We start from the raw sequence: 18,426 nt of genomic DNA, 5'->3' as shown, positions 1-18,426 counted from the left end.
CACCTTTTCTTTTCCCCCACACAAAGTTGTCTCTTTTCAATAGTTTATCAGTTTCATAAACGAATAATCGAAGAAAAAGGTTTCAGTTTTTTGATAAAGGGAATAAATGTAACAAACTTCAAAAGGAGTGGTACAAATGAATAAAGAGCAAATGGATGGTTTTAAAGATAAAGTAAAAGGAAAAATGAAAGAAGAATATGGTGATAGTACAAATAATACATCAAAAAAATCTGAAGGTAAGATGGATCAAGTGAAAGGAACAGTTAAAGAAAAGTTCGGCGATGTGAAGGAAGCTTTTAACAAACAAAAGTAAGAAAAAAGGTGATGATTCCTTTCATCACCTTTTTTCTTCTTTACATGCTGCTATTATCGAAAAAATAGCTCATTAAGATGAGATCATCATACTCATTAAAACGATTTTTCACTGCCTGCCTTTTAACACCTTCAACTGCAAAACCAGCACTCTCATACAAGTGGATAGCAGCTTTATTTTCAGCCAGCACTTCTAACTCTATTTTTTCTACTTTTGGGTGTTGTCTCCCCCATAAAAGTAAACTTGAAAGTAACGCTTTTCCTACCCCTTTTCCACGAAAAAATTGACTCACACTCATCCCGAAAGTTCCTGTATGCGCAATTTTCTTGCGACTGGCTACACTAAAATCTAACCTGCCAATAATCTCCTCTCCAAAAACAGCAATTAACAATAACTTACTTGGATCTTCAAGTACTTGCTGAACCTTTTGCTGTTGCTGTTTGAAGGAAACTTGATATTCATTGGGCTCAATCAATAAATAGGGAGATTGCTCTATGACATCCTTAGTAAACAGTAGCAACTCATTGGCATCCGAGCTTTCAGCATGTCGTATATAAAATTTCTTCCCATCTAACATCCGAAATCCTTTTATTAACATCTCTCCCATTTAAGGCACTCCTTAGCAACCTATCATTTAATCATGCTAATATAATTCTACTCTAAGTATTTTTTTCCTGCCTATTTTCAATCTCATAGGAGATAAATAGAAAAGAGATTCCGAATATCCACATATGATGATTCGCCATTAACTTGCCATCTTTTGAAACAAACATCGTAAATTTTTCATTTAATGGCAAACGGAAGAAGTCATTTCTCCATTGAAAATATATCCCTTCATGCGACTGCTCATTTTCTTGAAAACTAGTTAATACTAAGTTCTCTTTATCCATCTTCAGTGAAAGAATACCGGTCATAGCAGAGAAAGGAAGGGGTAGACTTATATTCATATATTTTTTCCCTAAATGTTCATGTGCTGCATATAAAGCAATAAAGCAAACGTCATTGTTTATTTTTCTCACCCACGCTCGGGGATTTGTTCGCCCATCGACTTTAGATGAGACCGATACCAACTCACCGTTCATTTCTATTTTATTGCTATGGAGGGGTAAATGGATTTGTTTAACGAAGCGGCTCACTTGGTAATAACAGAAAGCAAATGGTTTAAACCATTTAGCCCAATGTACAGTTGCATACAAGCGAAACTCGCTTGTATGTTCATAAAAATCTCGGTATGGTTTTGGAATCGAACGGGATGAATAACTTTGTAGTTCTTCAACAAGTCCCTCTACTTGTCTATTGTCTTTCACTTTAGTTAAAACTTCTTCACCAACCATCATGCCACCTCTCACATGACTCAATGGGATATTATGCTTAACGAAACGACTTTGGGGTCGGATAAAAAACCAAGCTAAGCAACCACATAAAGCAAAAAAGACACTATTCGTTATACCATGAAATTGAAGCATAAAAGGAATAGTAATCCCTTCATTTCCACCAAATCGACTTATGATATAGGCAACAGAAAATAAAATGGTTACACCTAAGGAAGCAAATGAAATGACAGCTAAGGATTTGTAAAACAATCTATGAATTCGTGCACTTAATGCATAATAAATCAGTCCATAGATTCCATATATATAAAGAACGACGGATACTACTTCTAACCAATAAGAAACAGCAATGCCAATTGCAAGAAGAAGCGGTGCAATAAGGACGGCTGTGCTACAGTAATAAAAACCCCTTCGCTTCCCTTTTAGTACGCGTCCTAAAAAACCAGCAAAAACCGGTAATAAAAAAGAAGCATAATGAAAATGGATACTCGTTAACCAAGTAATCATTGGTGAAAAACCAGTATCAATTCCATTATAATGAGCAAATGTCCATAATCCTCCAATTGCTAAATAAATCAAGCCAACATCAATCAAAAATTCTTCAAAGAGAGTGAAACCTCGGTTTAGAAAGCGGCATACCCCATAAAAACATATGAAAACCGTATAAAACAGGTAAATTGTAGAGAAAATCCAATTGGTCTCAACTGAAGTGAAAACCGTTAGTATAAAAATCGAAAGGACACCAATTGTAATGAATAGCCATCCGAATCTGTCTATCCAATCCCCTTTCTCAACAATAAGCAAGATCATTGTCGGGACATAAATCATTTGTGCTACGGTCAAAAGTAAAAAATAGCCACTATCGATTGATACGATAAGTGTGATAATAAATAAAATGATGTATAGGAGAAGTAATGTTTTCTTCTGTCTATTCATCAATAAAAGTCCCTTCATATGTAAACAATGTACCTAAAAACCGATTCATTACTTTTACTTTAATTCGAAACCGGCCAATTTTCTCATCAAATTGTTCATACACCTCTGCTTTCACTTGAAAGAAAGAGGGAATCTCTACCTCGTGTTTACCAATAAGCAACTTTTGCCGACCCGACACAATCTTTAGACCACCACAAGGTTGTACTTGAAAACATAGTGATGAGTATAAAGGGGACGGATATCCTAAAAAATCATCCACTTCTCTCGTCTGTTCATTCCACCTCATGTTTGCATCAAAAAAACGTACTTTCCCACCAATGAAAAACTTCCGCTCCCAATACACTTCGTTTTTTTCTATATTCAACGTATTTTTCACTTCAAACGGAATATTTTTACCATGTTCAGGGAACATTAAACGTCTTTTTGTCGCTAAATATAAAAAAGGGCGTAGCCACCATTTATTTTCAATCATGTCCATTTTCCCTTTTCCTATAAAAGTTGCCTCTTTGAAACGGTATCTTTGCTGCATTCTCTTATGTAATCTTTCAAAATGTTCACCTAATACTTGCTCATACATAGTCATTTACGCTTTTTCACTCTCCTACAATTTTTAGCAGACGGTAGATGAGCCGAACTTAACCACCCAATCAGGGCAAGTATAATTAAACTAGTGTTAAACGTAAAAGGATTAAAGGGGGCAGTCATTAAAGATGGAATTCCGACAATTGCCGCTATGCCTAAAGCAAATAAAAGCAAGAGGGCTATTATAAACAGCTTCCCTTTTCGCTGAATAAATAAAAAGCTCAAGCCAAAGGCAATCTCACCTACACCAGCTATTACCGTCAATATTTTCGCATGCGCATATGAGACTGGCAATACATCAGTAATCATTTGCACCTCTAGGGGATGTTGTGTAATCAATTTAGGAACCAAACCGTGATAGATCCATATAAAAGCAAATAGAAAAGTAACTATCCAGTGAATGATAAAATTTCGATATTGCGTCTGAGGACTTTCCCCTTTTTCTAACCATCTTCGCAATACATCGAAACTAAGGGCCGTTGACCATCCTAATAAAGGTCGGAAAAAATAGTTATCTAGCAACATACCAAACTTACCTAATGGGACATCATAGTCATATTGGGTAATAAATAATGTCTTATTTTCTCCTTTAGGTTCATATTTCCAGTATCCTCTACCTTCCCTTATTGGCGAAAACGAATAATCGGTACCGAAATGAAGCGATGAAGTCTTTTTTCCATCCCTATCTACGCTACCTTTTGTTTTCCCCCATCCTATTATTTCTAAAAGTGGTGGGATATTTCGCTTATATGTAAAAGTTTGTACATCATCATCCAGTATTTCTTCATAGTGAATGCTTGAGAACCTGATATCCCATTCCACATGCTTAGTAGGTTCTTGTGTGTATGTCCAAACGTCATCTAGCGCACGATTGATATCAATCTCCACATAAATCGGTTTAGGCTTCATCAACCCACCTCCCTTATTTACCATTATAACTGATAATAAACGGTTGAATCACCAAATGTTGGAGAATAATCAATTCATACATAGGATTCTTTAATTAGATTAAAAGACGAAATTCTCCTTCGACTATCTTTCTACTCTAGAATCGGCAAAAGATATATCGAACTCATCAAAATAAATAAAATATTCAAATAATATTGACATTAATCAAATATTTTTTGTATATTTAAAACTATGTATTATATATAAAACAAAGGAGGAATTAACATGAAAAGCACTTTATTCACTTTATTACTGTCAACACTGCTCCTTCTGACAGCTTGTGGAAATGCTTCTTCTACTACAGAGGATGGGAAGACCGCACTTACTTTTGCAGAGCCAGCACGAATTCTTTCCTTCGCCCCTCTCTATGTGGCAATTGAAAATGGATATTTTGAAGACGAAGGGATCGAGGCAAATATTGCTTCAGGTGGTGGTGGTTCCCAAGTAACAGCGACTATTCTTTCAGGAGATACACAATTTGCGCTAGCTGCACCACGTGCCATGTTATCTGCCATTGAGGCAGGAGAAGACCTTGTAGCCATCCAAGGATTAAATTCTGCTCTCACATATGAAGTAGCGCTGTCTGAAGCCTTTATGAAAGAAAAAGGCATAACAAAGGAATCCACTGTTGAGGAGAAAGTAAAAGCATTAGCTGGTGCAAAAATTGGCTCTAATCAAGTGGGAGATTCCGGCGATGTTTATTTACGTTATTTAATGGAAAAGTATGGACAAGATCAATCGACCCTTGAAACAGTAAAAATGGAAGGAACAGGATCAAAAGTCGGTGGAATGCAAGAAGGTATTATTGATGGTGGAATTGCGTCACCTCCATTCTCTGCACTGGTTGAAGCAGAAGATGGTGGTTCACTTGCACTCGAACTAAGTGAAGAAGAAATGTACGCTGAACTAGCTTGGGAGATTGTTTTTGCGAAAAGAGACTATATCGAAGACAACCCTGAACTTACTACAAAAGTTGTAAGGGCATTAGGAAAAGCGATTGAATTTACTCGGGACAATCCAGGTGAAGCTGCTGGATTAATTACAGGGTATTTTGAAGGAGTTGATCAAGAAATATTAGAAAAATCACTCACTTCATTAAAACCAACCTATGTCGGGTATGGTGAAATGACTCAAGCTGCATGGGATCACGCACAAGACCCTTTAGTTGAATTAAGTGAAATTTCTGGTGTAAGCCAAACTCATGATACGGCTGAAGAAAAACTTTGGACAAATCGTTACTTAAAAGAGGCTTTCCCAAAATAATAGGAAAGGAAGGGTACGATGAAAGATACACAATCAATACCTAAACTGCAAAGTCAATTCCTCGATGTCACTTATATGAACCATAAAACCGGTCAAGAGGTAACTGCTTTAAAAAATATTAACCTCGCCATTCAAGAAGGAGAATTTATTTGTATTGTCGGTCCATCAGGTTGTGGAAAAACAACTTTCTTAAATACTGTGATCGGTTTTATTGAACCGAGTAATGGGTCCATTCTTTTAGATAATAAGAAAATAGTCGGACCTGGGAAAGATCGCTCTATGGTCTTTCAATCTCCGAGTCTCCTTCCATGGAGAAATGTAATGGACAACGTCTTATATGGGGTAGAATTACAAAAGAGACTGAGTCCTGTTACAAGAGAGCTAGCGAAAACATATATCGAAATGGTTGGCCTCAAAGGATTTGAAAGTCATTATCCGCATGAACTATCTGGTGGTATGCAACAACGAGTAAACCTTGCAAGAGCCTTAACAGTGGAACCCTCCTTACTACTTTTAGATGAACCATTCTCCGCTCTTGATGCACAAACAAGAGAATTTATGCAACAGGAACTTGTGAGAATATGGAGTGAAACGAAAAAAACAAGTATTTTTATCACCCATCAAATCGACGAAGCTGTTTTTTTAGCTGATCGCGTTTTTGTGTTTGGTGCAAGACCTGGCCATTTAGTAGAAGATATTTCGATTGATTTAGTAAGACCAAGAGAATTGAAGATAAAAAGAGAACCACATTTTCTACAATATGTTGACCGTATTTGGCAGTTAATAGAAAATGAGTCAGCAAAACAAGGATTCGCCTAAGGAGGAGACATTCAGTGAGTAAAACCGAAATGACATCCACCATTCCAGTGAAAAATAAATCGCTAAAAATAAAAACAAAAAAAAGCACCGTCTGGATTAGTGTAACTTCCGTTATTCTATTTTTAATTTCTTGGGAATTGATTTCTTATTATAAGCTTATTAACCCACTATTTATAAGCTCACCTATTAAAATTGTTGAAGCGGCTACGACACTTTTTGCAGATCCTAGGTATTGGCAACATCTAGGTGTTAGTGCTTATGAATTTTCACTTGGGTTTATACTGGCTATGGCGATAGGGATTCCGATTGGCATATTTGCAGGGTGGAATCGTATTTTCAACAGTATAATTAGTCCATTTGTATCCGCTCTATACGTTACGCCAAAAGTTGCATTATTACCCATAATCATCATTGCTTTTGGGATTGGTGTGGCATCTAAAATCGTCGTCGTATTTTTAATGGCATTTTTTCCTATTGTCATGAGTGCACAAAAGGCCATGTCCACTCTAGATCAAAACTTAATTAAAGCAGCTCGTAGTTTTACCGCATCTGAATTCCAAATATTTAAAACGATTGCTCTCCCCTCCACAGTTCCTTTTCTTCTAAACGGTATTCGCTTAGGGCTAGGACAGGGATTAATCGCAATTGTCGTTGGTGAAATGTATGCATCTACAGCTGGTATTGGTTATCATCTCACACATGCAGGCCAAAATTTAAAAACTGCGGAAATGTTTGTAGGTGTCGTTGTAATCGCTGTTTCTGGTGTCATTCTCACCGGCATTATCGGCTTGATTGAAAAAAGATTTAGCTCATGGAAACCTGAATAATTATCAATAAGCAGCATAAAAAGGTTGAACTTATAGTAATGATAAGATCAACCTTTTGCTATTTATTTTATATGTTTTTCATTTTTGCATGTCAGTTGGGATTTGATATCTTTGATGAGTGGATGATAATTTCATAGCTGGCCTGGCAACGATAAATCATGTTTAATACCATTTTTCCTTCTTAGTCATGCGGTATTTTTAAAACCATTTTCCCAAATACCTTTCCTTTATCCATTTTCTCATGGACACTTTCAATATCTTGTAGATCATATACTCCATCAATTACTGGCTTTAACTTATGAGCCCCGTAGAAATCAATCACTGATTTAAATTCAGAAGCACTACCCATTGTTGTCCCTAGAATATGTAATTGCTTAAAGAAGATTCTTGGCATCACAACTTGCTCTACCGGTCCTAATGTCGCACCAAAGGAGACGATTTTACTACCAGGTTTAGCCAAATAGATGAGATCATTAAAGGTAGATCCACCAATACTATCAATACTTAAATCGGCACCACCTGATAGTGCTTTTAATTCCTTCACCCAATCCTCATTGCGGTAGTTTACTCCATCAGTAGCCCCTAGTTCCTTAGCATAAGCAATTTTCTCATCACTGCTTGAAGTAACAAAGACCGTCGCTCCTTTTGCTACAGCAATTTGTAATGCAAAAGTCGCAACACCTCCTCCAATACCCGGAATAATAACGGTATCAGATGGTTTGACCTCACCTTTTGTGACAACGGCTCGGTATGCTGTAAGTGCGCCTAATGGAATGGCAGCTGCTTCTTCTAATGTTAAATGAGAAGGTTTTTGTAGCACATTCTCAGCAGGTACTGTCACATACTGTGCATAAGTCCCGTTTGAGGGAACACCAAGTACTGTATGTTTAGCTTGAGGATAGTCAATGTTATCTCCCCAATCAAGCCCTGGATTGATGACAACTTCACTACCTAGAGCGATACCTGAAACCCCTTCACCTAATGCTGCAATGACACCTGCCCCATCAGAACCTAAAACAGAAGGAACCGCGATTCCAGGATAAGCACCATATCGGATAAATACATCACGACGATTAACAGCAGCATAATGTAATCTCACGAGCACTTCACCTTTTTTGGGCTGTGGTGTCTCTACTTCTTCATAATATAATGGAGCAATCATATTTCCTTTTTTCATTTTGTCTTTTAATACAACCGCTTTCATTTATTCTACCCCTTTCCAAACCTCTCCTGTATGTAAAGCAATTATTTTACTTAATTAAACATAATACAAGTATACCAAACCAAGTGATTAATTCAAAAATTCTGATTTATTAGAACATCTATAGATTGACTTAATATGCTTGAAACGACAAATGCGAACATATCCAATGAAGATTATCCTCTGATATGTTCGCATAAAATCACATTCATAAATAAACATAATAGCTAAAATCATTGTCTTGTTAAGCTTCTATTAGGCTATTATTCTACTTACTTCCAGCATATAACCAGTAAATATTGTTACATTTTAAGCATATTTGCGAATAAGCTCTGTAAGTTTCGCTTCCATTTGAGGGATATCATTTACAGACAAACAGACCCTTAATTTCGTCTCATCTGTTTCCATAAATTCTGAAAGAAAGGAGCCAAAGTCTCTTGCTCGACGGTCGACTTCAATGAGTAATTCCACATTACTTTCATTTTGCTTCATGAAGATCAATTCTATTTCATCCAACCGGCCTCGAAACTCTCCACTAGCAGGAACAAATTCCCACTCTTGAGCAAACGGATATTTATCTCTTAATCTTCTAGGTACTTCCTCGCATACTACTTCTCTTAACCTAAATCCAATATCCTCCATGCTATGTAAAATGGAAGAAGATAATTGATTAGGCTCAACCTTTATAAAATCTGTGTCGTTAGGGTCCATAGCGTTCTTAATATCCCCTGAAGTCTGTAACCAAACCTTTGTTTTTCCGTAAGTCATCGGTGTATCATAAGGTAATTGAAAAGAAAAAGGCACTTCTTTTTCTTCACCTTCTAAAACGGTTATATTTTGTGTAATCAATTGGCGACTCAGAACTGCTGTTTGTGTGCTTACCCCATTATCATCATTTTCGACATCATATTTACAGCATACTTCTATATATAAATGTTCAATCTGTTGATCTATTTTCCCACCGGTGATTGCAATGACACCGTCGATTTGTTCGCCTTGCACAAAAGATGCTTTTGCAAGTTTTGTATCCACTTTACAGCCACCTATACCCACACTAGCTAAAACTTTAGAAAAGAAACTCATTCATTTCTTCCTCCTCATCATATTCATCCTCATCTATATTTTACCATGTAGTGATAGATATCAACACATATTTTACTTGGCTTTTACTACTTCCGACACATATCCTGCTTCACATTTGCCAGGTAATTTGGTAAGGAATGATGAGAAAAAACAGGAGTTTCTCATCCATGTAAAATAGAATATCTAATGAAGTATCTTTCTGGTGCCAACACATCGGTAAAAAAGTGTTATTTTACTCAAATGAGAATAGGTAGATGAGCAATTCAATTATACGAATGTTTTAAAATATAAATCTTTCTCATATAACCCCTTGTTTTTTTAATGCTGCTATTTCTCCCTCATCCAAACCTAATTCCTCTTGTAAGAACAAATTTGTATGCTCTCCGAGGATTGGTGGTGCCAGATCACACCTTATGTTTAATCCAGAAAAACGTAAAGGACTTTTCGTTAATTTCACCTCTCCCATCACTGGATGTAACATTGTTCCAACCGTTTCTCTTGCAATTACTTGCGGATCATTAAAGGCTTGCGTAATACTATTAACTTTTCCAGCAGGAATACCGTATTGGGAAAACTTCTCTAACCAATTGTCTGCTGTATTTGCTAACATTTGTTCAGCTATCCATGGGACTAAGATATCTTTATACTCTAAGCGTTTTTCGTTTGTTTGAAACCTATGATCACTTACCCATTCTGGTTTATCTAATAGTATGCATAATTGTCTAAACAAATGGTTATTTCCTACACAAATCATTAGCGGTTGGTCTTTACAATCAAAAACTTGATAGGGAACAACATTATTATGTTGATTGCCTAATCTTTTAGATTCCATACCAGTATTTAGGTAGCCACTCGCAATATTGGCCATTGAGCTGATTTGCACATCTAGTAAAGATAAGTCGATATGCTGACCCACACCATTATTATCTCGCATCCTTAAAGCGGCTAAGATACCTATAGCGACATATTTAGAGGTAAGAATATCCGCAATTGGAATCCCCACTTTTGTTGGCTCACCATCAGGGTGACCTGTCACATCCATTAATCCACTCATCGCTTGAATAACTGGATCAAAACCTGGTTCTGTACGCATTGGACCTGTTTGTCCAAAGCCTGTTACAGAACAAAGTATAATCCTATTATTGATTTTTTTTAATTCATCAAAGTCAATACCAAGCTTTTTCAATGTCCCTGTTTTAAAGTTTTCAAGGACGATATCAGCTTTCGCTACTAACTGCTTAAAAATAGTCAATCCTTCATGAGATTTTAAATTAAGGGTAATAGAACGTTTATTCCGATTGGCTGTAAAATAATAGCTGCTGTGACCATTCACAAACGGCCCCCAATCTCGCATGCTATCAGTACCCATAGGTGATTCTATTCTAATTACATCGGCACCTAAATCAGCTAATATCATTGAACCAGCCGGTGCAGCGTAAACTCTTGATAAATCCAATACTCTAATTCCATCCAAGGCTCTATCCACGACTACCTCCCCCCTTCACATCCATTCATTGAAATTTCGGTTTTCTCTTCTCTGTTACCGCTTTTACTCCTTCACGATGATCTTCTAATTCGGTTGTGATTGCCATAAACGAAGAAATCATATCTAATGATGACCTTAGGCTCATTGTTTGATTTTGATAGACAGCTCTTTTAATGAAGCGAATGGCCGTTTGTGGTCCATTTGCTAATTTTTTGGCATAGTTCTCTGTAAAACCTTCCAACTCATCATCAGCAATTACAAATGTGACCAATCCCATTTCTTTCGCCTCATTAGCCGTCAATACTTTCGCTGTCCAAAGCATATCTAAAGCTTTGTCTATTCCAACTATTCTCGGAAGAAAATAAGCAGCACCATCCCCAGGAACTAAGCCGACTTTTGTATAACTTTCAGATAGCTTCGCTCCTTCTGCGGCTATGCGGATATCACACATTAATGCCATATCAAGACCTGCTCCAAATGCCGCTCCATTAATTTGTGCAATAACAGGTTGATCAATCTCTTCCAATAATAAAGGGATCCGTTGTACCTTTTTCCATAGTGAATTTTTTCTTGCAAGACCAGTGGTTACACGATCTTCATCAGAACGATAAAATCCCCTGCCTGCGCCCATCTCTTTCATATCTCCACCAGCACAAAAACCTTTTCCATTTCCTTTAACAATCACAACACGTATATCATTAGAATCTCGCACAGTCTGTAGTGCGTCAATCCATAAATCTAGCATTTCCTCACTAAACGCATTCATTGCATTTGGGCGGTTTAATATAATTTGTGCAATTCCTTCTCTTACCTCAAAATGTAAATCAGACATTTTCTTTACCTCCTTATAAAATGGATTTAACTTCGTGATTATCCACTAATAGTGACCAAATAGTGACTGGACTGTGTGCTATATAAGTGCTTAATTCCCCTTGCCAATAGCGCTCATTTCCAGCTTCATCACGCCATGACCATAACCGTTTTGTTAAATGATGCAGCGTATGTTCATATGTCATCCCAATAGCTCCATGGAGCTGATGGGCGGTCATCGCAATATCGCCTGCAACGGCACTCACCTTTATCTTCGTCAACATGATAGACAACGAATCATAGCTACCCTGAAGCATTTCCACTGCATTGTTAACAGCAGCTAAGCAAGCAGCGGTTTCTCCTACTAGAAGTGAGATATGTTGCTGCACTGCTTGAAAACGATATAAATTCTTGCCAAACTGTTTACGCTCACTTGCATAAGACAGGCACTCCTGTACTACTCGTTCACTAATGCCAGCAAGCATCGCCGCTTTAGCCAATGCATACAGTTGCTCTACTATTTTCTTACTCTCACAATCTTCTATTATTTTGATGGCTGAATCTCCAATATGAATGTCATGAAAAATCAAGGAATCACGTGGTTCACCGGCTAGATTCACCTGTTCATGTATCTTTGACTCGTTTACTGGTAAGAGGACCATCATCCACTCGTTTTGACATTTAGCGAGGGCAACGATTTCTTTTGCTACCCTTCCCCAAGGTACATTTAAAGCCTCTCCGCTTAAAATATAGTTACCGTTATGTTTCCTAACTTCCAAAGGGTTTTGTTCATTAAAATGGAATGATAACGGTTGATCATGAGTGATCTTCATCTCGTACTGTGACAGAATCCATTTACTAATTAAAGTTTCAGGTAAAGGTAGAGGAATTGGGTATTGACCAACTAATCTAATAACTGTAAAACCATCTTCATAATCTCCACCCACTCCACCATATGCTTCCGGTATATTTACTCCTGTTAGACCCATGTCATTTAGGGATGCCCATAACTCATCATCAAATAAACCCTTTTGTCCCTTTTCAAGTAAGTCCTGTGTAGATTGTTTCTTCAAAAATTTACTGGCCGAATCATAAATATACTCTTTTATTTCACTCATTCTGATACAACCCCTTTGGCAATAATTCCTCGTAAGATTTCCGTTGTTCCCCCTCTTAGAGTGAAACCTGGGCCATGCAAAATAGATTGTGTATACAGCTCACCGATAGACTTACTATTTAATAAATCAGGGTGCTTAGACAATACTAACCTCACCGTCTCTGCCACTTTTGTTTCAAAAGTTGTTCCTCTATCTTTAACAAGTGAGGCAATAAATGAAACATCCTTCCCCTCGTCAAGATACTTTGCCACACCAATAGATAAATTTCTAATGCTCCATAGCTCTGGAAGGAGCGAGAGCATTTCTGTTAATCCTTCTCGATCATTTATCCTTTTTAGTTCATCAATTACACCTGAAAATAATGGGTATGTACTGAGTATTCTCTCTGGTCCACTTCTTTCATAAGCAAGTTCTGCCATTCCTTGTTTCCAACCATTCCCGACTTGACCGACCACTTGTTCATCTGGAACGAAAACGTTTTCAAAAAATACCTCATTAAAATGATGCTCACCTGTTAAAAAAGTGATTGGGCGAATGGTCACACCATTAACATGTAAATCAACAATTAACTGACTCATACCATCATGGCGATTTTCTTCATCTTCTGGTGATGTACGACATAGTACGACCATATAGTGAGCGATATGAGCACCACTTGACCATATCTTTGAACCAGTGAGTAGCCAGCCGCCATCCGTTCGTACTGCCCGAGTTTTGATGGCAGCTAAATCAGAGCCAGCATTCGGTTCACTTAAACCAATAGCAAAGAAACATTCCCCTTTTGTGATTTGCGGTAAAAAAGTCTTTTTTTGATTTTCCGTCCCATATTTTAGAAGCAATGGCCCCGTTTGTCTATCAGCAAACCAATGAGCAGCAACGGGTGCACCTGCTACAAGCAACTCCTCTGTTAAAATATATCTATCAATGGCGCTCTTTTCACTTCCACCATACACTTGCGGCCATGTCATTCCAATCCAACCTTTATCACCTAGCTTTTTCGAAAAAGTAGATGATTCTCCACTTAGCCATGAATCACATGTAGGTGTAAAATGCCCGGATTGTATTTCTTCTCTTAAAAATGCACGGACTTCATTTCTAAATGACTGCTGATCTGATGTCAATTGAACAGTTGGCACTTCTAATTTAACCAATACTTTTCACCCTCTCATTTTATCGGTATTCGATACTATATATCTATATATAATATTTTATTTAAAATAGTCTTTTTTGTCAATTTTAAATATTTAGAATATTTACAGAGTAATTCAGTGTTTTAACCTAAAAAAGAGCACCTAGGAACTGTCTCCCAAATGCTCTTTTAAATCCAGTTTTTATAATGCCGTTTTAGCACCCAAATATTTCGGTTTCCAATAACTTGAAGACATATCAGCAATTGTTACACCTGTACTTGTTCCAGCATGAATAAATTGATTGTTGCCTAAATAAATACCGGCATGTGATGGTCCTTTTTTATACGTTTCAAAGAAAACAATATCACCTGGTTGTGGAGATGAAACAGATGTAGTCGCTTGCCAAATCGTCTCCACTGTTCGTGGTATGGAAACACCGATTTGATTAAAAACATATTTTAGAAATCCACTACAGTCAAACCCTGAAGACGGTGAATTTCCTCCCCAAGTATAAGGAACACCGATATGTTTTTTCGCTTCTTTTATTAATTGATTTACCTGTGAATGTTGGTTATTACTAGTTTGATTTCCACCAGCCGAGGAGTTAGATGAACTCACTTTTAATACCTGACCTGGACGGATTACATCCGTTGTTAAGTTATTCATATTTTTTAACTGCGCCACTGATAACTGATGCTTTGAGGCAATTAACCAGAGACTATCACCTGATTGTACTGTATAAGTTGATTGGTTTGTATTAGGGGTTGAAGGTGCCCCCCCTGAACTCACCTTTAGCTTTAATTTCTGCCCTGGATATATTCTATCGGAACTCAGCCCATTGATGTTTTTTAAATCAATGACAGAGATACCATGTTGATGTGCAATTTTCCAAAGTGAGTCTCCACTTTTGACTGTATAGGTACTTGTTTGTTCTGCCCCATTTACCTTCAGCTTTTGACCAACAACAATTGTAGAACTCTTTAGCTGATTCCACTCCATTAATTGATTGATGGAAAGATTATATGTATTAGACAATTTCCATAAAGTATCACCTGATTGCACTGTATGTGTTTGCGCTGCTCCAACTTCTGCATATGTTGCCGCAAAAAGAGTAGTAGCCGCTGCTATTGACACGAGTTGTTTTTTCATCTCTTTGTACACTCCTAATCTATCATTTCTCATTCATGATAGAGTGCATACGAAGAAAAACAAACCGTGAAAAACATGGTTTATATGTAATATAATTACAATTTAAAAGAAAATACATACTAAACTTCCAATAGCATCCACAATAAACAGTTCTTTATCACTAAAACAAAATGTAACACAAAAGAAAATAGTTACATTTTATTTGTCCATTTTGTGACACCTATGAAAAAAATGGGCCGATTTAATCAACTAATTGTTTTTCTTTTCTCTAAAGGGTCTTTCCTCCTATCCTTAAAAGGAAGATACATAAGTACAAATAACAATACTGCTACAGCCTCAAGAACAAAAATGTAATAAGGATATGGGCCAAAAAAGTCGAGCACAGAACTCGTCGCTGGTTTTCGAGAAAGAAACATATAATTTCCATCCGTAACATAGTTAATAACAGCCGCTATAATCGCAAATATATTAAGAGAAATAAACGCAGCTACAACCCCTTTACTTGATGGAGAGTACTTGAAGCTAAATATATAAAGTAGAGCTGTCCATACGATGATCATATGGATAAAGAAAAATTGAAAATAACGAAAATGTGGGTATCCGAAAAACAATTCTGGCGTTAAGATAGCCATAGTCGCTCCCGCAATACCAATATAATAAGTTAATTGAAAGAGCAAACGTTTTTGTAAAATAAGTAATAGCAAACAAAGTAGCACACTAATCGAGCATAAGTGAAGAGGCAAAGCAAAAGAGACATCCCACTTTCCACCTATCCATAACCAATAGTGATAACTTCCTTCTAAAAAGAGCAAGAGCAATAAGAATATTACTCTTAACATCGTTTTATGTCCGGCTAACCTTTTTCTCTGGAAATATAAGAAGAAGGATCCTATTAAAAAGAGTACTACCATTACAAGGTGTGAAGTAGAAAATATCTCAAAGGAGTAGTTGCTATGGTTTTGCTCAAATAGTTGCATAACATTCCTCCAATATATGTATCTAATTGTCCCTTATTGTTCTATTACAGAGCTAGTAGCAGGATCAAACATTCACAATAATAAGGAAAAGAACAAATTATGCCAAACACGTTATTTGTTCTTCTCCAATATCCATGCTCTTATAGTTCGTTCATGTTAATCATCACTCACTTTAACCAGTTGTTTACCTAAATTATCTCCCTTAAATAAGCCAATAAAAGCATGAGGAGCATTTTCTAAACCTTCCACGATATTTTCACGATATTGAAGCTTTCCTGAATTAACCCATTCTCCAAGTTGCTTCAAGCCTTCTTCGTGATTATTTGCATAATCACCAACAATGAAACCCTTCATTAATGCGCTTTTTTGTACTAATAACCCTTGTATTCTCGGCCCATGCTCTATTTCTGTCGCATTATAGGAGGAGATTTGTCCACAAAGAATAATCCTTGCTTTGTAATTAATTCTTTTTATTACTTCATCGGAAATATCTCCACCTACATTATCAAAGTAAATATCGACGCCATCGGGTGTATATTGTTTAACCTTATCCTTTATATTATCAGTTTTATAGTTGATGACTTCATCAAAATGTAGGTCTTCTTTTAAATATTGGCATTTTTCTTCCGTTCCAGCGATTCCTATCACTTTACAGCCTTTTAATTTAGCTATTTGCCCAACCGTTGAACCGACGGCACCTGCTGCTCCAGAGACCACAACCGTCTCTCCCTCTTTAGGCTCACCTATATCTAGTAAGCCAAAATAAGCTGTTAATCCTGGCATTCCCACAATACCTAATGCTGTTGATATAGGAGCTATAGAAGGATTTAATTTACGTACTTGATGACTTTTAGCTACATTATAATCAGACCAGCCAAGACGCCCTTCCACATAGTCACCCACTTTAAAATTACCATCCTTTGATTCAATTACTTGACCTACAATTCCACCGGATAACACTTCATTTAATGCAAAAGGCTCAATATATGATTTTCGCCCACTCATCCTGCCTCTCATATATGGATCAACAGAAAGGTAAATGGTTTGTATTAATACCTCCCCTTCATTTAAACGAGGAAGTTCTTCACTCTCTACTAATTCAAAATTTTTATCATTTGGCATTCCGGTTGGTCTTTCGACTAATAGAATACTTCGATTACCCATTTTATCCCTCCATTTTATACGTTCTACTTCTCTATACCCTTATCAATTAAGGTAAAACAAAAGATAGGACGTCTGTGAACCTTCTTCACTCACAGACGCCCTCTTTTTACTCTACATCTACTTCTTCAAACTCACCATCTTTAATTACACCCATTCTGATAAAGTTTTCGATTGCCCCATTTTCTTCAATATGTTTCAAATCATATACTTTTTTATCATCTGGTAAATTAGTTAATCCATCTTCAATGTGTTCCCGTATAAGCTTAGCATCATCAACAGATCCCGCTGCTTTCATTGCCTCTACAAATACATACATTGCTAAATAGTGATAGCCTGCTTCAGAACCTGGGTCCTTGTCATGCTTTTCACGATACTTATCAATAAACTCCTTTGTTCCAGAATATTCTGTATATATAAGCGGAACAACACCTATCGCTCCTTCTAATACATCATATGAACCTGTCACATTTTTCATTTCATCCAATTTCGCTTGGTCCATCACGATAAAACCTCCGTCATATCCAAGCTGTCTTGCCTGCGATACAATTTTAGCAGTAGGTTCTGAAGGTCCACCAATGAAGAGGACATCTGGCTCTTCTTTTAATGCATTCGTTAAAAGAGTAAAAAAGTCTGTATCTTTCGAGTAATCAACTGAAGCTTTATGAACTACTTCTCCTCCTGCACTTTCCCAGTATGGAATAATCGCTTCAGCCCAATCTTTTCCATATTGCGTAACAGGCGGAATAGCAGCTAATTTTTTTCCGAAATTATCCATCGCATAATCGGAGAATGGCTCAATATATCCTTCATAGCTCGGCGGTATTCTAACAGTTAATGTATTCCCACGCTCAACAATATCTGGTTCACTCGAATAGGCTGATACGATGAAATTATCCACTTCGTTAAATACTTGTAACGCTGAGATGCCACCGCTATGTGGCGAGAATATAATTGGTGTTTGGTTTTCTTGAACTAAGCGTTTTCCATTTGATGCTGTTTCATTAGGTAAATATTTATCATCCAAGGCAACAACATTCAGTTTGTATTTATCACCATTTACTTCAAAACCTTCTTTATTAATGTCCTCTACTGCCATCTTCAAACCATTTAATGTGTTTTCACCATAATAAGCAGCAGCACCACTCAATGGACCACTATAACCAATATTGACGACTTTCTCACCATTGCCACCACTTGATTGTGCACAAGCTGAAAGAAAAAAGATAGTGAATACGACTAAAACACTTAACCATTTCCGCTTTTTCATAAAACTCTCCCCCTTAATAATT

The 18,426-nt window shown here is 36.9% G+C and carries 18 protein-coding genes; 4 read left to right on the top strand and 14 right to left on the bottom strand.

What is annotated here, in order from left to right; translation table 11 throughout:
• Nucleotides 1-136 precede the first annotated feature (136 nt).
• The gene (locus U9M49_RS03565) at nt 137-313 is read left to right on the top strand and encodes a CsbD family protein (RefSeq protein ID WP_095373403.1); all 177 of its coding nucleotides are present in this window, start codon (nt 137-139) and stop codon (nt 311-313) included.
• Nucleotides 314-353: 40 nt separating this feature from the next.
• Here U9M49_RS03565 and U9M49_RS03560 read toward each other — a convergent pair whose 3' ends face one another.
• From U9M49_RS03560 to U9M49_RS03545, 4 genes are read right to left on the bottom strand one after another with little or no spacing between them, the layout of a single operon-like run.
• Nucleotides 354-920 carry a GNAT family N-acetyltransferase gene (locus tag U9M49_RS03560; protein WP_322909280.1) on the bottom strand — a complete coding sequence of 189 codons (567 nt, stop codon included), beginning with the start codon at nt 918-920 and terminating at the stop codon, nt 354-356.
• A gap of 52 nt (nt 921-972) precedes the next feature.
• Complete coding sequence (locus tag U9M49_RS03555) at nt 973-2,580, bottom strand: YndJ family protein (protein WP_322909279.1); 1,608 nt, start codon at nt 2,578-2,580, stop codon at nt 973-975.
• Nucleotides 2,573-3,163, bottom strand: coding sequence for a DUF4166 domain-containing protein (locus tag U9M49_RS03550; RefSeq protein ID WP_322909278.1), 591 nt, complete (start codon nt 3,161-3,163; stop codon nt 2,573-2,575). Before U9M49_RS03550 ends, U9M49_RS03555 begins: the two co-directional genes overlap by 8 nt.
• Complete coding sequence (locus tag U9M49_RS03545; RefSeq protein WP_322909277.1) at nt 3,160-4,071, bottom strand: DoxX-like family protein; 912 nt, start codon at nt 4,069-4,071, stop codon at nt 3,160-3,162. The genes U9M49_RS03550 and U9M49_RS03545 overlap by 4 nt, the downstream gene beginning before the upstream one ends.
• 264 nt (nt 4,072-4,335) lie before the next feature.
• Between U9M49_RS03545 and U9M49_RS03540 the strand changes: the two genes are divergently transcribed.
• The 3 genes from U9M49_RS03540 to U9M49_RS03530 are packed head-to-tail and all read left to right on the top strand — an operon-like array spanning nt 4,336 to nt 7,019.
• Entirely contained in the window at nt 4,336-5,373 is a 1,038-nt protein-coding gene (locus U9M49_RS03540; RefSeq protein ID WP_095373408.1) for an ABC transporter substrate-binding protein, read from the top strand.
• 18 nt (nt 5,374-5,391) lie between these two features.
• Complete coding sequence (locus U9M49_RS03535) at nt 5,392-6,192, top strand: ABC transporter ATP-binding protein (RefSeq protein WP_307314180.1); 801 nt, start codon at nt 5,392-5,394, stop codon at nt 6,190-6,192.
• A gap of 14 nt (nt 6,193-6,206) precedes the next feature.
• On the top strand, nt 6,207-7,019 hold the full coding sequence (locus U9M49_RS03530; protein WP_095373410.1) for an ABC transporter permease: 813 nt from the start codon (nt 6,207-6,209) through the stop codon (nt 7,017-7,019).
• A 181-nt stretch (nt 7,020-7,200) separates the two neighbouring features.
• Here the strand turns inward: U9M49_RS03530 and U9M49_RS03525 are convergent, their stop codons facing one another.
• The 10 genes from U9M49_RS03525 to U9M49_RS03480 form a co-directional block, all read right to left on the bottom strand.
• Nucleotides 7,201-8,223, bottom strand: a complete 1,023-nt coding sequence (locus U9M49_RS03525; protein ID WP_322909276.1) for a zinc-binding dehydrogenase — start codon at nt 8,221-8,223, stop codon at nt 7,201-7,203.
• 306 nt (nt 8,224-8,529) lie between these two features.
• On the bottom strand, nt 8,530-9,303 hold the full coding sequence (locus U9M49_RS03520; protein ID WP_322909275.1) for a sporulation protein: 774 nt from the start codon (nt 9,301-9,303) through the stop codon (nt 8,530-8,532).
• A 298-nt stretch (nt 9,304-9,601) separates the two neighbouring features.
• On the bottom strand, nt 9,602-10,789 hold the full coding sequence (locus tag U9M49_RS03515) for a CaiB/BaiF CoA transferase family protein (RefSeq protein WP_095373413.1): 1,188 nt from the start codon (nt 10,787-10,789) through the stop codon (nt 9,602-9,604).
• 25 nt (nt 10,790-10,814) lie between these two features.
• Nucleotides 10,815-11,621 carry an enoyl-CoA hydratase/isomerase family protein gene (locus tag U9M49_RS03510; RefSeq protein ID WP_322909274.1) on the bottom strand — a complete coding sequence of 269 codons (807 nt, stop codon included), beginning with the start codon at nt 11,619-11,621 and terminating at the stop codon, nt 10,815-10,817.
• A 13-nt stretch (nt 11,622-11,634) separates the two neighbouring features.
• On the bottom strand, nt 11,635-12,717 hold the full coding sequence (locus tag U9M49_RS03505; RefSeq protein ID WP_322909273.1) for an acyl-CoA dehydrogenase family protein: 1,083 nt from the start codon (nt 12,715-12,717) through the stop codon (nt 11,635-11,637).
• Nucleotides 12,714-13,868 (bottom strand): acyl-CoA dehydrogenase family protein, encoded by a 1,155-nt coding sequence (locus U9M49_RS03500; protein ID WP_322909272.1) that lies wholly within the window; start codon nt 13,866-13,868, stop codon nt 12,714-12,716. Before U9M49_RS03500 ends, U9M49_RS03505 begins: the two co-directional genes overlap by 4 nt.
• A 180-nt stretch (nt 13,869-14,048) precedes the next feature.
• The gene (locus U9M49_RS03495) at nt 14,049-14,996 is read right to left on the bottom strand and encodes a C40 family peptidase (protein WP_322909271.1); all 948 of its coding nucleotides are present in this window, start codon (nt 14,994-14,996) and stop codon (nt 14,049-14,051) included.
• A gap of 245 nt (nt 14,997-15,241) precedes the next feature.
• Entirely contained in the window at nt 15,242-15,973 is a 732-nt protein-coding gene (locus U9M49_RS03490) for a TIGR02206 family membrane protein (protein WP_322909270.1), read from the bottom strand.
• Between the two features lie 156 nt (nt 15,974-16,129).
• A complete protein-coding gene (locus U9M49_RS03485; protein ID WP_095373419.1) occupies nt 16,130-17,137 on the bottom strand; it encodes an NADP-dependent oxidoreductase in 1,008 nt (335 codons plus the stop codon).
• Nucleotides 17,138-17,243: 106 nt separating this feature from the next.
• Nucleotides 17,244-18,404, bottom strand: a complete 1,161-nt coding sequence (locus tag U9M49_RS03480) for an ABC transporter substrate-binding protein (RefSeq protein WP_307314196.1) — start codon at nt 18,402-18,404, stop codon at nt 17,244-17,246.
• Nucleotides 18,405-18,426 lie beyond the last annotated feature (22 nt).

This window comes from Cytobacillus sp. OWB-43, from assembly GCF_034651445.1.
Classification (GTDB): domain Bacteria; phylum Bacillota; class Bacilli; order Bacillales; family Cytobacillaceae; genus Cytobacillus; species Cytobacillus kochii.
This window is presented reverse-complemented; position numbering and strand designations above follow the sequence as displayed.

Coding starts and splice junctions, on each gene's coding strand:
- U9M49_RS03485 (WP_095373419.1), bottom strand. CDS start 17,137: ATGGGTAATCGAAGTATTCTATTAGTCGAAAGACCAACCGGAATGCCA.
- U9M49_RS03480 (WP_307314196.1), bottom strand. CDS start 18,404: ATGAAAAAGCGGAAATGGTTAAGTGTTTTAGTCGTATTCACTATCTTT.
- U9M49_RS03550 (WP_322909278.1), bottom strand. CDS start 3,163: ATGACTATGTATGAGCAAGTATTAGGTGAACATTTTGAAAGATTACAT.
- U9M49_RS03560 (WP_322909280.1), bottom strand. CDS start 920: ATGGGAGAGATGTTAATAAAAGGATTTCGGATGTTAGATGGGAAGAAA.
- U9M49_RS03505 (WP_322909273.1), bottom strand. CDS start 12,717: ATGAGTGAAATAAAAGAGTATATTTATGATTCGGCCAGTAAATTTTTG.
- U9M49_RS03555 (WP_322909279.1), bottom strand. CDS start 2,580: ATGAATAGACAGAAGAAAACATTACTTCTCCTATACATCATTTTATTT.
- U9M49_RS03535 (WP_307314180.1), top strand. CDS start 5,392: ATGAAAGATACACAATCAATACCTAAACTGCAAAGTCAATTCCTCGAT.
- U9M49_RS03565 (WP_095373403.1), top strand. CDS start 137: ATGAATAAAGAGCAAATGGATGGTTTTAAAGATAAAGTAAAAGGAAAA.
- U9M49_RS03495 (WP_322909271.1), bottom strand. CDS start 14,996: ATGAAAAAACAACTCGTGTCAATAGCAGCGGCTACTACTCTTTTTGCG.
- U9M49_RS03490 (WP_322909270.1), bottom strand. CDS start 15,973: ATGCAACTATTTGAGCAAAACCATAGCAACTACTCCTTTGAGATATTT.
- U9M49_RS03540 (WP_095373408.1), top strand. CDS start 4,336: ATGAAAAGCACTTTATTCACTTTATTACTGTCAACACTGCTCCTTCTG.
- U9M49_RS03545 (WP_322909277.1), bottom strand. CDS start 4,071: ATGAAGCCTAAACCGATTTATGTGGAGATTGATATCAATCGTGCGCTA.
- U9M49_RS03525 (WP_322909276.1), bottom strand. CDS start 8,223: ATGAAAGCGGTTGTATTAAAAGACAAAATGAAAAAAGGAAATATGATT.
- U9M49_RS03510 (WP_322909274.1), bottom strand. CDS start 11,621: ATGTCTGATTTACATTTTGAGGTAAGAGAAGGAATTGCACAAATTATA.
- U9M49_RS03520 (WP_322909275.1), bottom strand. CDS start 9,303: ATGAGTTTCTTTTCTAAAGTTTTAGCTAGTGTGGGTATAGGTGGCTGT.